The following is a 14,127-nucleotide window of genomic DNA, read 5'->3' on the forward strand; positions in this document are numbered from 1 at the left end:
GTGAAAGGAAAGGATCGCATATATGGAGTTTAACGTTTTTGAATCAATAAAGATCGGCCTTGCATCGCCCGAGCAGATTCGCTCCTGGTCGTACGGTGAGGTCACGAAGCCCGAGACCATCAACTACCGTACATTGAAGCCGGAGCGCGACGGCCTTTACTGCGAGCGCATTTTCGGACCGACAAAGGACTGGGAGTGCCATTGCGGCAAGTATAAGCGCATCCGCTTTAAGGGCAAGGTCTGCGAGCGCTGCGGCGTTGAAGTGACGCGCAGCAAGGTTCGCCGTGAGCGCATGGGTCACATTGAGCTTGCAGCGCCGGTTTCGCACATCTGGTATTTTAAGGGCATCCCGTCCCGCATGGGTCTGATTCTTGACCTTTCCCCGCGCGTACTGGAAAAGGTTCTGTATTTCGCACTTTACATCGTTACGGATCCGGGTTCCGTTCGTGAGCTCTCTAAGATGCAGACGCTCACCGAAAAGGAATACCGCGACATGCGTGAAAAATATGAGGACGACTTCGAGGCGTCCATGGGCGCTGAAGCTGTGAAGAAGCTGCTCGAGGATATCGACTGCGAAAAGCTCAGCGAAGAGCTCAAAAAAGACCTCGAAACCGCGCAGGGACAGAAGCGCGTGCACATTCTCAAGCGTCTTGAGGTTGTGGAATCCTTCCGTATCTCCGGCAACCGCCCGGAGTGGATGATCCTCGATGCCGTGCCGGTTATCCCGCCGGATATCCGTCCGCTCGTACAGTTGGACGGCGGCCGCTTTGCAACGAGTGACCTGAACGACCTGTACAGACGCGTTATCAACAGAAACAACCGTCTGAAGAGACTCATCGAGCTCGGCGCGCCGGACATCATCGTGCGCAACGAGAAGCGTATGCTGCAGGAAGCCGTCGATGCCCTCATCGACAACGGCCGCCGCGGCAGACCGGTCACCGGCCCGAACAACCGCCCGCTCAAGTCCCTTTCCGATATGCTGAAGGGCAAGCAGGGCCGCTTCCGTCAGAACCTGCTCGGTAAGCGTGTTGACTATTCCGGCCGTTCCGTTATCGTTGTTGGCCCGGAGCTGAAAATGTACCAGTGCGGCCTGCCGAAGGAAATGGCACTGGAGCTCTTTAAGCCGTTTGTTATGAAGCGTCTTGTCGAGACCGGTGCCGCCGGCAACATCAAGGCTGCAAGAAAGGCCGTAGAGCGCGCGAAGAGCGAGGTTTGGGACGCACTGGAGATCGTTATCAAGAACCATCCGGTCATGCTGAACCGTGCACCTACGCTGCACCGCCTGGGCATTCAGGCGTTTGAGCCGGTCCTCGTTGAGGGCCGCGCCATTAAGCTGCATCCGCTCGTCTGCACCGCGTTCAACGCGGACTTCGACGGCGACCAGATGGCTGTGCATGTGCCGCTTTCCGCAGAAGCACAGGCAGAGGCACGCTTCCTCATGCTGGCTGCAAACAACCTCTTAAAGCCTTCCGACGGCAGTCCTGTTGCGGTCCCGTCGCAGGATATGGTTCTCGGTTCTTATTACCTTACGCTCGATAAGGACGGAGAGACCGGTGAAGGCAAGGTATTCCGCAACATGGACGAAGCGTTCATGGCGTATGACGCAAAATATATCACGCTGCACTCCAAGATCAAGGTCAGAAGAACCGTGGAGTACAACGGCCAGACATATACGGGCCTTGTCGATACGACGATGGGCCGCATGATCTTCAACCGCCCGATCCCGCAGGATCTCGGCTTTGTTGACCGCACCGACCCGGAGAATATTCTCAAGTTTGAGGTCGATTTCCTCGTCGGCAAGAAGCAGCTCGGCAAGATCATCGACAAGTGCATCAAAAAGCACGGCACGGCGATCACAAGCGAAATGCTCGATGCCATTAAGGCACAGGGCTACAAGTATTCCACCATCGGCGCAATCACCGTTGCTGTCTGCGATGCGACGATTCCGCCGCAGAAGCAGGAGATTCTTGCAAAGGCAGAGGCAGAGATCAGCGAGATTACCGCAGATTTCCGCGACGGCTTCCTCTCCGACGGCGAGCGTTACAGCGCGGTTCTGAAGACTTGGGAAAAGGCGACGAACGACGTTACGAAAGCCCTGCAGGACGGCCTTGACCGTTACAACCCGATCTTCATGATGGCAGACTCCGGCGCCCGTGGTTCTATGAACCAGATCCGTCAGCTGGCCGGCATGCGCGGTCTGATCGCGAATACGTCCGGTAAGACGATCGAAATTCCGATCAAGGCGAACTACCGTGAAGGCCTGAACATTTTGGAATACTTCATTTCCTCCCGTGGTGCTCGTAAGGGCCTTGCCGATACGGCTCTGAGAACGGCTGACTCTGGTTATCTGACCAGACGTCTGGTTGACGTTTCTCAGGATGTTATCGTTCGTCAGGATGACTGCGGTACGACCGAGGGTCTGGAAGTGTTCGAGATCAAATCCGGTAACGAGTCCATTGAGCCGCTTAAGGAGCGTATTGTGGGCCGCTACCTGCTTGACGATTACTGCGACGAGAATGGCAACGTGCTCGTTTCTAAGGATAAGATGATTGGCGACGCCGAAGCTGACCTCATCATCGGCCGCGGCACGACGCACATCAAGATCCGCTCTATTTTGAACTGCCGCACCCGTCACGGCGTGTGCAAGAAGTGCTACGGTTCCTCCCTTGCAAACGGCCAGCCGATCACGGTCGGCGAGGCGGTTGGTATCATCGCCGCACAGTCCATCGGCGAGCCGGGTACCCAGCTGACGATGCGTACGTTCCATACCGGCGGTGTTGCATCCGCAGAAGATATCACGCAGGGTCTTCCGCGTGTCAGTGAGCTGTTTGAAAGCCGCAAGCCGAAGCATCTCGCAATCATCGCAGAGATCGGCGGTACGATCGGCTTTGAAGAGGTCAAAAAGAACCGCCACATTGTCGTTCGCGGCGATGGCGACCAGCGCAGCTACCTCATCCCGTTCGGTGCACGCCTCAGCGTAAAAGAGGGCGATGTGGTTGAAAAGGGCACCCGCTTGACCGAAGGCTCCGTCAACCCGCACGACGTGCTCGCCATCAGCGGCCCGGAGGCGGTGCAGGATTACCTCATTGAGGAAGTGCAGCGCACCTACCGTATGCAGGGTGTTGATATCAACGATAAGCACATCGAAGTTATCGTTCGTCAGATGATGCGCAAGGTGCGCATTGAAGACGCGGGCGACACGCCGCTGCTCGTCGGCGCGCTCGTCGATAAGAACGACACGCTTCTTGAAAACGAGAAGATCGCCGCAAGAATTGCAAACGGCGAGACCGGCCTGCGCGAGGCGACATTCACGCCGACGCTGCTCGGTATCACGAAGGCATCTCTGGCGACCGAGTCCTTCCTTTCCGCTGCTTCCTTCCAGGAGACCACACGCGTGCTGACCGACGCCGCCATCAAGGGCAAGGTAGACCCGCTGCTTGGCCTGAAGGAGAACGTCATCATCGGTAAGCTGATTCCGGCCGGCACCGGCATGGACTGCTACACCAATGTTGAAATTGCGCCGACGGCGCCGAGCAGCTCTTTAAGCCAAGAGGCCGTAGCCGCTTTGAGCAGCTTTGAGGAAAAAACTTCCGCGCAGAATGCAGAAGAGGGCTTGACAAACGAATAATGAGCGGTGTATAATGTCAAATGGTGTGTTGTGGGCATGAAATCTGAGAATTTCTGCCGGAACCGCCTTTGAAACCGCATAAAACAGACCTGTCCGCGCGTTTTTTGTACGGACAGGATACTGTTTTGTATAGGCGCATGTTCTGCGGGCAATATAAACCCGCATGACATATATAGAAATTGTGTAAGGAGGTGCAATATGCCCACATTTAACCAGTTGATTCACACAGGTCGCGCAGTTTCCGAGAAGAAGGCAAAGGCGCCGGCACTGCTGAAGGGTTGGAACTCCAAGAAGAGAATTGCTATCGATCAGGATTCTCCCCAGAAGCGCGGTGTCTGCACTGCTGTTAAGACTGCTACCCCGAAGAAGCCGAACTCCGCACTTCGTAAGATTGCCAGAGTCCGTCTTTCCAACGGTATCGAAGTCTCCGCTTACATCCCGGGTGTTGGTCACAACCTGCAGGAGCATAGCGTTGTTATGATCCGTGGCGGTCGTGTTAAGGACCTTCCTGGTGTACGTTACCACATCATCCGCGGCACGCTTGACGCGCAGGGTGTTGCAAAGCGTATGCAGGCTCGTTCCAAGTACGGCGCTAAGAGACCGAAGGCCGGCGCTGCAAAGAAGTAATTTCTTTAAAGAGCCAAAACAAATCGTTACACAATGAACTTTTGACCGGAAAAGCGAAATTCGCTTTAAGGGTATTTATAATAGATAAGCTACTGATTATCGTGCGTAAATACCTTTTCTTAGCCGGCGGGAGCTTGTGCTTTCGAGTACCGATGAATTCATACTATTATGTGAAGGAGGGAAGACTATGCCAAGAAGAGGCAATGTAGCAAAACGCGATGTTTTGCCGGATCCTATGTATAATTCCAAACTGGTCACACGCCTGATTAACAACATCATGTATGATGGTAAGAAGGGCGTAGCTCAGAAGATCGTTTACGAAGCATTCGAGATCGTCGAAGAGAAGACGGGCAAGAATGCTCTGGAGGTTTTCGAGCAGGCTATGGAGAACGTAATGCCGAGCCTGGAGGTTAAGGCACGCCGTGTTGGCGGTGCGAACTATCAGGTTCCGATCGAGGTTCGTCCGGAGAGACGTCAGACCCTGGGTCTGCGCTGGATGGCGAGCTATTCCAGACTTCGTTCTGAAAAGACGATGAAGGAGAGACTGGCCGGAGAGATCCTTGACGCTCTGAACGGCGCCGGCGGCGCTGCTAAGAAGCGTGACGATACGCATAAGATGGCAGAAGCCAACAAGGCTTTCGCACATTACAGATGGTAATTTACCTGTAAACGTATTAAGGAGGATTATATGGCCCGTCAGGTACCACTTGAATTTACAAGAAATATCGGCATCATGGCGCACATCGATGCCGGTAAAACAACAACGACCGAGCGTATCCTTTATTACACAGGCGTCAACTACAAGATCGGCGAGACCCACGACGGTTCCGCTACGATGGACTGGATGGCACAGGAGCAGGAGAGAGGTATCACGATTACTTCCGCTGCTACGACGTGCTTCTGGCCGGACAGAAACGGTCACCAGAACCGTATCAACATCATCGACACCCCGGGCCACGTTGACTTCACCGTTGAAGTTGAGCGTTCCCTGCGTGTTCTCGATGGTTCCGTAACGGTTTTCTGCGCAAAGGGCGGCGTTGAGCCGCAGTCTGAGACCGTTTGGCGTCAGGCTGAGGAATACAAGGTTCCGCGTATGGCGTATGTCAACAAGATGGACATTATGGGCGCTGATTTCTACCGCGTTGTCAACATGATGCGCGAGAGATTGAAGTGCAACGCTGTACCGATCCAGCTGCCGATCGGCTCTGAAGATACCTTCAAGGGCCTCATCGACCTCGTGGAAATGAAGGCTTATGTCTACTATGATGATCTCGGCAAGGATATCCGTTGCGAAGAGATCCCGGAAGACATGAAAGAGCTCGCAGAGAAGTATCACACCGAGATGATCGAGCATGTCGCCGAGCAGGACGACGCACTCATGGAGAAGTATCTCATGGGTGAAGAGCTCACGATCGATGAGATCAAGACCTGCATCCGCAAGTCCACCATCAACAACACGATGGTTCCGGTTACCTGCGGCACTTCCTATAAGAACAAGGGTGTTCAGAAGCTTCTGGACGCGATTGTTGATTACATGCCGGCTCCGACGGATGTTCCGTCTATTAAGGGCGTAAACCCGGAAACCGAAGAAGAGGACGTTCGTCACTCTTCCGATACGGAGCCGTTCTCCGCTCTTGCATTTAAGATTGCTACGGACCCGTTCGTCGGTAAGCTGTGCTTCTTCCGTGTGTACTCCGGTACGCTTACGGCTGGTTCCACCGTTTACAACTCCACAAAGGATAACACCGAGCGTATCGGCCGTATTGTTCAGATGCACGCAAACCACAGACAGGATCTGGAAATGGTTTACGCAGGTGACATCGCTGCTGCAGTCGGTCTGAAGAACACCACCACCGGTGATACCCTTTGCGACGAAAAGCACCCGATCATCCTTGAGTCCATGGAATTCCCGGAGCCGGTTATCCGTGTTGCGATTGAGCCGAAGACCAAGGCCGGTCAGGAAAAGATGGGCATTGCACTTGCAAAGCTCGCAGAAGAAGACCCGACCTTCAAGGCCTATACCGATGAAGAAACCGGCCAGACCATCATCGCCGGCATGGGTGAGCTCCATCTGGAGATCATCGTTGACCGTCTGATGCGTGAGTTTAAGGTTGAGGCTAACGTCGGTAAGCCGCAGGTTGCTTACAAAGAGACGATCCGCAAGAATGCGGATTCCGATATGAAGTACGCTCGTCAGTCCGGCGGTAAGGGCCAGTACGGTCACGTTAAGATCCGTATTGAGCCGAACCCGGGTAAGGGCTACGAGTTCGTCAACGCAGTTGTCGGCGGTACGGTTCCGAAGGAATATATCCCGGCTGTTGACCAGGGTATCCAGGGCGCAATGCTCTCCGGCGTGCTTGCTGGTTACAACGTTGTTGACGTGAAGGTCACGCTGTATGATGGTTCCTATCATGAAGTTGACTCCTCTGAAATGGCCTTTAAGATCGCCGGCTCCATGGCATTTAAGGATGCTATGCGCAAGGCTGATCCGGTCATCATGGAGCCGATCATGAAGGTTGTTGTTACCGTTCCGGAGGAATACCTCGGTAACGTTATCGGTGACCTCAACTCCCGTCGCGGCATCATGCAGAATCAGGAGGCTACTCCGGGTGCTATGCAGATCACCAGCGAAGTTCCGCTGTCTGAGATGTTCGGCTACGCAACGGACATGCGTTCCAAGACCCAGGGCCGTGGTCAGTACACCATGGAGCCCTCTCACTACGCTGAAGTTCCGAAGTCTGTTTCTGAAACGATCATCGCTTCCAGAAAAAAGGCTGAATAAAGCGAAATACTACTTGATTTTTTTGCGGTTTGTTGCTACAATGGTAATAAACTCAAAAGGTTATTTTACTGAATAAAAGGAGGCAATTCCAATGGCAAAGGCTAAGTTCGAAAGAAATAAGCCCCATGTAAACATCGGTACAATCGGTCACGTTGACCATGGTAAGACTACTCTTACTGCTGCTATCACGAAGGTTCTCGCTCTGAAGGGCCAGGCACAGTTCGAGGATTACTCCATGATCGATAAGGCTCCGGAAGAGAGAGAGCGTGGTATCACGATCAACACCGCTCACGTTGAGTATGAGACGGACAAGCGTCACTACGCTCACGTTGACTGCCCGGGCCATGCTGACTATGTTAAGAACATGATCACCGGTGCTGCACAGATGGACGGCGCTATCCTCGTCGTTTCCGCTGCTGACGGCCCGATGCCGCAGACCCGTGAGCACATCCTCCTCTCCCGTCAGGTTGGTGTTCCGTACATTGTTGTATTCATGAACAAGTGCGACCAGGTTGACGACGAAGAGCTCCTCGAGCTTGTTGAGATGGAGATCCGTGACCTGCTGAACGAGTATGAGTTCCCGGGCGATGACACCCCGATCATCAAGGGTTCCGCTTACCTCGCACTCACCAGCGAGTCCAAGGACGTCAACGCTCCTGAGTACAAGTGCATCCTCGACCTGATGGATGCTGTTGACGACTACATCCCGACCCCGGAACGTAAGGCTGACCAGCCGTTCCTGATGCCGGTTGAGGACGTCTTCACCATCACCGGCCGTGGTACTGTTGCTACCGGTAGAGTTGAGCGTGGCATTCTGAAGATGTCTGACGAAGTCGAAATCATCGGCCTCACCGACGAGAGAAGAAAGTCCGTTGTTACGGGCATCGAAATGTTCCGCAAGCTCCTCGACTTTGCTGAGGCTGGCGACAACATCGGCGTTCTGCTCCGTGGTATCCAGAGAACCGACATCGAGCGCGGCCAGGTTCTGTCCAAGCCGGGCACGATTCACCCGCACACCAAGTTCAAGGGCCAGGTTTACGTTCTGACCAAGGACGAAGGCGGCCGTCATACCCCGTTCTTCAACAACTATCGTCCGCAGTTCTATTTCCGTACCACCGACGTTACGGGTGTTATCTCTCTGCCGGAAGGCACCGAGATGTGCATGCCTGGCGATAACGTTGTCATGGACGTTGAGCTGATCACCCCGATCGCTATCGAAGAGGGTCTTCGCTTCGCTATCCGTGAAGGCGGCAGAACTGTTGGTTCCGGCGTTGTTACGGGTATCAACGAGTAATTTTTACTCAAACTAAAATCTCATCATTTTCTTCGGGGCGAGGTGTGATTCCTCACCGGCGGTAAATGCCTTTGGCATAAGCCCGCGACCGCAGTTTTGCGCTGATCCGGTGTGATTCCGGAGCCGACGGTATAGTCCGGATGATAGAAGAAACGTGAATCAAAAGGATTTCGGCACCCCGCGAGTTTTCGTGGGGTGCTTTTTGATTCTTACCCCCGTTTCTGTATTGACATAGTATAAGTTGGGAATGCGCATGGCTTATGCGGCATTCTAAAGGCGGCGCTGCGTGGATTTGTGTTTTCCCGTAAAGGGAAAATGCAAGCGCGGAGTGAATTTCCTTGCGCTGCCTGATATTCATACAGAAAGGTTCTGACATTTATGACCGTAAATACTGCAAAAACTTCCAATGTGAATATTCGTAAAATTGCAATGACCGGCGTACTGGCGGCGATTGCGACTGTTTTGATGTTTTTACACTTCCAGCTACCGTTTATGCCGAGCTTTATTTCGCTCGACTTTTCCGAGCTGCCGGCGCTGATCGCGGCGTTTACGCTTGGGCCGGTGAGCGGTGTTGCCGTTTGCTTTGTGAAAAATCTTGTGCTGCTTTCGCAGACCATCACCGGCGGTGTGGGTGAGCTCTCGAACTTCATTATCGGTTCTGCGTTTGTGGTGCCGGCGGGGCTGATTTACCGCCACCACCGCAATTACGGCGGCGCGATTGTGGGCTCTGTTGTTGGCGCGCTTTTGATGGCAGTGCTGGGATTCTTCTCGAATCTGTTCATCATTTATCCGATCTACACGAATGTGATGCCGATGGAGGCCATTATGGGCATGTATCAGGCAATCAATCCTTCCGTGCAGGAGTTGTGGCAGGCGCTTTTGATCTTTAACTTGCCGTTTACGTTCTGCAAGGGGCTCATCAGTGCGGTTATCACGATTCTGGTATATAAGAAGCTGGAGCCGGTCATCAACGGCAAAGTCGTATGATATGCCGGAATTTGGCGGTATAAAACCGGGATTTTCTGCGGTTTTTTCCCTTGCTATTTGCGAAAAACTGTGTTATACTTTTTTACAGTCAAAAATGAATATGCCCTTATCAAGAGTGACGGAGGGAACAGGCCCTTTGATGTCCGGCAACCTGCATTTTGCAAGGTGCTAATTCCTGCGGCATGGCAATGCCGAAAGATGAGGATTTTGAACCGCTCATCTTTTGAGCGGTTCTTTTTTTCCTAAAATTCCTTGTGGGGGCTGTAAGTGAAAAGAGTAAAGGAGCAAAACATGAATAACAAACATCTTTTTACATCTGAATCCGTGACCGAAGGCCACCCGGACAAGGTTTGCGACCAGATTTCCGATGCAATTCTCGACGACATCATGGCGAAAGACCCGACCGCGCATGTAGCTTGCGAAGTGACGGCGACGACCGGTATGGTGCACGTGATGGGCGAGATTTCCACCGAGTGCTATGTGGACATCGATGCGATTGCGCGTAAAGTCATCAAAGAGATCGGTTACGATTCTCCGGATGCGGGCTTCAACGGTGCGACCTGTGCGGTGCTGACCTCCATCGACATGCAGTCCCCGGACATTGCAATGGGCGTGAACGAGTCTTTTGAAACGAAAAACGGCGCCGCTGACCAGGACGACCTTATCGGCGCGGGCGACCAGGGCATGATGTTCGGCTATGCCTGCGATGAGACCCCGGAGCTGATGCCGCTGACCATCTCTTTGGCGCATAAGCTTGCCAAGCAGCTGGCAAAAGTCCGCAAGGACGACACGCTTGACTACCTCCGCCCGGACGGCAAGACGCAGGTGACGGCGGAATACGACGGCGACACGGTGAAGCGCATCGACACCATCGTTATTTCCGCGCAGCACAGCGAGGCTGTCTCTCTGGAGCAGATTCGCAAGGATATGATCGAATATGTTGTGAAGCCGATCGTTCCGGCGGAGCTCATCGATGAGAACACGAAGTATTATGTAAACCCGACCGGCCGTTTTGTCATCGGCGGCCCGGTAGGTGACAGCGGTCTGACCGGCAGAAAGATCATCGTCGATACGTACGGCGGCGTAGGTCGTCACGGCGGCGGTGCATTCTCCGGCAAGGACCCGACGAAGGTTGACCGTTCCGCTGCATATGCGGCACGTTATGTTGCAAAAAACATTGTAGCTGCGGGCTTTGCAAAGAAATGCGAGGTGCAGCTTGCATACGCCATCGGTGTTGCACACCCGGTTTCCGTTATGGTCGATACATTCGGCACCGGCACGGTGGAGGATTCCAAGCTTGCCGAGGCTGTGCAGAAGGTCTTTGACCTGCGTCCGAACGCGATCATCCGCAACCTCGACCTGCGCCGCCCGATTTACCGTCAGCTCGCCGCTTATGGCCACATGGGCCGCGAGGAGCTCGGCGTGCAGTGGGAGAAGACCGACAAGGTCGAGGCTATGAAGGCTGCCGTGCTTTAATTTGCGCAAAACAGAATAAGAACCGAATGCACCTTCGCGTCATAGACTGGCGCGGAGGTGTTTTTTATGGAGCCTATCGGGATTGCTTTGGTGTGCGCGTTTACGCTGTGTATCTTTTTATTTGCTGTGAGGAGCGTTTGCCTGCGCGTGACACGTTCGAAAATGCTGGAGGATGCGCTGCCGTTTACGGTGTATGCGACGATCCGCCGCGCGGACGACGCAGAGTATATTGTGCGCAGTGTTTTGGAGCGCGTGAAGTGGCTGGATTTATACGGCATGTGCCGCATTGTGTGCCTGAATCCGACAAACGACCCGGAGATCGACGCGATTATCCGCAGACTTGTGCAAAAATACCCGTTTGCGGAGATTGGGGCTTTTCAAACACGAAAGAATGTTCTATAATAGAAACAGATAAAGATTGTAAAAGGGGGCGCAACCGATGCCGCAGGAAAACGGGCTGCTGGAAATGGAAGGCAGCGTGGAAAATATCGTTTACCACAACGACAGCAACCAGTACACGGTGTTGGAGGTCGATTGCGGCGAAGAGCTCATCACGGTGGTGGGGACGTTCCCGTATGTGAGTGTGGGGGAGCGGCTGCACCTGTATGGCACGTGGACATCGCACGCGACGTTCGGGCAGCAGTTCCGCGCACAGGCGTTTGAGCGCTCCCGTCCGGCGGACACGGCGGCGATGCTGAAATACCTTTCGAGCGGCGCGGTGAAGGGCATCGGCGGCGCGCTGGCGGGGCGAATTATAGAAGCGTTCGGCGATGAATCCATTAAAGTGATCGAGGAAGATCCGGCGCGGCTTGCAACCGTGAAGGGCATCACGCTGAAAAAGGCGAAAGAAATCTCCGAGGAGATGCAGCGCGTGAACGGCATCCGCGATTTGATGGCATTTCTCGGCAGCTTTGGCGTGCGCCCGGAGGACACCGTGAAGGTGTGGAAGGTGTACGGGCAGGACTCTGTGGCGTGCATTCAGGAAGACCCGTACCGGCTGTGCAGCGATAAGATCGGCATTTCGTTTGCGGTGGCGGATCAGCTGGCGGAGTCGCTGGAGTATGACCGCGACAACAAGGAGCGCGTGAAGGCGGGCGTGCTGTATGTGCTGCGGCACAATTTGAATAACGGGCACACGTGCCTGCCGGCGGATAAACTGTGCGCGGCGGCCGCGAAGCTTTTGGGCGTGCCGCCGGAGAGTGCGCAGGAGGCTTTACTTGAGCTGTGCCAGACGTTTGAGGCGGTGAACGAGAATTTTGACGGGCGTGACTTCGTGTTTTTGCCGAAGCAGCACCGCAGCGAGGTGTACTGCGCCGACCGCATCCATATGATGCTGCGCTACCCGCCGGAATCCATTACGGGCATTGACCGGGAGATTGCGGAAATTGAGCGCACAGAAGGCATTGAGTACGCCGAATTGCAGAAGGATGCGATCCGCGCGGCGCTGGAAAAGGGTCTTTTGATTTTGACGGGTGGCCCGGGCACAGGCAAAACGACGACGCTGAACGCGATTATCCGCATTTTGATGGAAAAAGGCGAAACGGTATTTCTGGCGGCGCCGACGGGGCGCGCGGCGAAGCGCATGTCCGAGCTGACGGGCGTGGAGGCGAAGACCATTCACCGTATGTTACAGGTGGACTGGGACGACAACGATGACCCGGTGTTCCAGAGAAACGAGCGCAATCCGCTGGAGTGTGACGCAGTGGTCATCGATGAGCTTTCCATGGTGGACGCGTATGTGTTTGAAAGTGTTCTGCGCGCTCTGCCCATCGGCTGCCGTTTGATCTTGGTCGGCGACAGCGACCAGCTGCCGAGCGTGGGGCCGGGCAATGTCATCGGAGACCTTATTGCGTCGAAGGTATTCCCAACAGTGCAACTGAAGGAGATTTTCCGTCAGTCGATGGAGAGTCTCATTGTGATGAACGCGCACAAGATTGTAGAAGGCGAGATGCCGGAGCTTTCCGTGCGCAGCAACGATTTCTTTTTTATGCCGCGCGAGGATGCACGCTCCGTTGCGGAGACGGTGCAGTCGCTTGTGGTGACGCGCTTGCCGAAAAGCTACGGGTATTCGCCGGTGACGGACATTCAGGTATTATGCCCGGGACGCAAGGGCGAGCTTGGCACGGTGGAGCTGAACCGTAAGCTGCGCGAGCAGATTAACCCGCCCGCGAAAAACAAGCCGCAGGTGACGGTGAACGGCACGGTTTTCCGCGAGGGAGACAAGGTGATGCAGATCAAAAATGACTACAACCTGCCGTGGAGTCGCGAAGACGGCACGGTGGGCGAAGGCGTATATAACGGCGACATGGGCATCGTCATCGATGTGGACAAAGATGCCGGTTGTCTGCGTGTGGAAATCGACGACAAAGAGGTGTTGTATGATTTTGAGCACGCGGCAGCAGAACTGGAGCTTGCCTACGCCGTGACGGTACATAAGAGCCAGGGCAATGAGTTTACGGCGGTTGTGATGCCGATGTTCCCGGGCGCGCCGCAGCTGAGCTACCGAAATTTGCTGTATACGGGCATTACACGTGCGAAAAAGCTGCTGATTTTGGTTGGCAAGCGCAGTGTAGTCGCCGATATGGTGGCGAACGATAAAAAGACGCGGCGGTTTTCCGGCTTGCAGCACTTTTTGCTCGAAAAGCCGGAGGAAGACGAGCCGGAGCAGAATGAGGAAGCGGAAGCATGAGCGTTTTAGAGAAGATTCTCACGTTCTTTTACCCGAAGCGATGCCTTTTGTGCGGGCGTGCGGGAGCGGTGAACGAGGACGAGTTGTGCGCGGACTGCGCGAAGCTGCAGCCGGACATTCGCGTGCGTTTTTTCGCGTTGCATGCAGGAAGACGGGATTACACACTGGAATGCCGTGCGCCGCAGCGGTACAAGGAGCCGTTTCGGTCATCCTTGTGGCGGTTCAAGTTCAAAAACGGGACGAACCTTGCGAAACCGCTTGCAAAGTTAATGCTGCCGGCGATCGATAAAAACCGGGTTTGGGACTGTATTGTGCCGGTGCCCATCAGCCGGGAGAGGCTGAAACAGCGCGGGTACGATCAATCGGTGCTGCTTGCAAAAGAGGTATCGAAGCTGACGGGTATTCCGTGCCGCACGGATATTTTGGAGAAGACGAAGCACAACCGCACGCAGCACAATTTGAGCGCCAAGGAACGTGAAGCGAATGTGCGTGGGGCGTACCGCGCGGAGGGTGCGGCGCGGCTGCGCATTCTGCTTTTGGACGATATCGTGACGACCGGCGCGACGGCCGTGGAATGCGCAAAGGTGTTGTACCGAAACGGGGCGGACTATGTGGGCTGTGTTTCGTGCGCGACGGTCGATTAG

10 protein-coding genes and 2 riboswitches are annotated in these 14,127 nt (G+C 54.6%); all 10 genes read left to right on the top strand.

Annotation, left to right across the window (positions count from 1 at the left end; translation table 11 throughout):
* Positions 1–22 precede the first annotated feature (22 nt).
* The 10 genes from rpoC (at position 23) to R2K26_RS03295 (ending at position 14,127) form a co-directional block, all read left to right on the top strand.
* Positions 23–3,628 carry a DNA-directed RNA polymerase subunit beta' gene (rpoC, locus tag R2K26_RS03250; protein WP_316518753.1) on the top strand — a complete coding sequence of 1,202 codons (3,606 nt, stop codon included), beginning with the start codon at positions 23–25 and terminating at the stop codon, positions 3,626–3,628.
* Between the two features lie 198 nt (positions 3,629–3,826).
* Positions 3,827–4,255, top strand: a complete 429-nt coding sequence (gene rpsL, locus R2K26_RS03255; protein ID WP_176821228.1) for a 30S ribosomal protein S12 — start codon at positions 3,827–3,829, stop codon at positions 4,253–4,255.
* Between the two features lie 187 nt (positions 4,256–4,442).
* Complete coding sequence (gene rpsG, locus R2K26_RS03260) at positions 4,443–4,913, top strand: 30S ribosomal protein S7 (RefSeq protein WP_176821229.1); 471 nt, start codon at positions 4,443–4,445, stop codon at positions 4,911–4,913.
* A 30-nt stretch (positions 4,914–4,943) separates the two neighbouring features.
* Positions 4,944–7,037, top strand: coding sequence for an elongation factor G (fusA, locus tag R2K26_RS03265; protein ID WP_176821230.1), 2,094 nt, complete (start codon positions 4,944–4,946; stop codon positions 7,035–7,037).
* A gap of 91 nt (positions 7,038–7,128) precedes the next feature.
* Positions 7,129–8,331 carry an elongation factor Tu gene (gene tuf / locus R2K26_RS03270; protein WP_176821231.1) on the top strand — a complete coding sequence of 401 codons (1,203 nt, stop codon included), beginning with the start codon at positions 7,129–7,131 and terminating at the stop codon, positions 8,329–8,331.
* Between the two features lie 24 nt (positions 8,332–8,355).
* Positions 8,356–8,487, top strand: a riboswitch (FMN riboswitch).
* 222 nt (positions 8,488–8,709) lie between these two features.
* Complete coding sequence (locus R2K26_RS03275) at positions 8,710–9,318, top strand: ECF transporter S component (protein ID WP_176821232.1); 609 nt, start codon at positions 8,710–8,712, stop codon at positions 9,316–9,318.
* 103 nt (positions 9,319–9,421) lie between these two features.
* Positions 9,422–9,523: riboswitch (SAM riboswitch) on the top strand.
* 86 nt (positions 9,524–9,609) lie between these two features.
* Entirely contained in the window at positions 9,610–10,794 is a 1,185-nt protein-coding gene (gene metK / locus R2K26_RS03280) for a methionine adenosyltransferase (RefSeq protein WP_316518755.1), read from the top strand.
* A 147-nt stretch (positions 10,795–10,941) separates the two neighbouring features.
* Complete coding sequence (locus R2K26_RS03285) at positions 10,942–11,196, top strand: hypothetical protein (protein ID WP_316518756.1); 255 nt, start codon at positions 10,942–10,944, stop codon at positions 11,194–11,196.
* 37 nt (positions 11,197–11,233) lie between these two features.
* Complete coding sequence (locus R2K26_RS03290; RefSeq protein WP_316518757.1) at positions 11,234–13,483, top strand: ATP-dependent RecD-like DNA helicase; 2,250 nt, start codon at positions 11,234–11,236, stop codon at positions 13,481–13,483.
* Positions 13,480–14,127 carry a ComF family protein gene (locus tag R2K26_RS03295; protein WP_316518758.1) on the top strand — a complete coding sequence of 216 codons (648 nt, stop codon included), beginning with the start codon at positions 13,480–13,482 and terminating at the stop codon, positions 14,125–14,127. The genes R2K26_RS03290 and R2K26_RS03295 overlap by 4 nt, the downstream gene beginning before the upstream one ends.

This window comes from Neglectibacter sp. CSJ-5 (assembly GCF_032490475.1).
GTDB classification, from domain to species: Bacteria; Bacillota; Clostridia; order Oscillospirales; family Acutalibacteraceae; genus Hominenteromicrobium; species Hominenteromicrobium mulieris.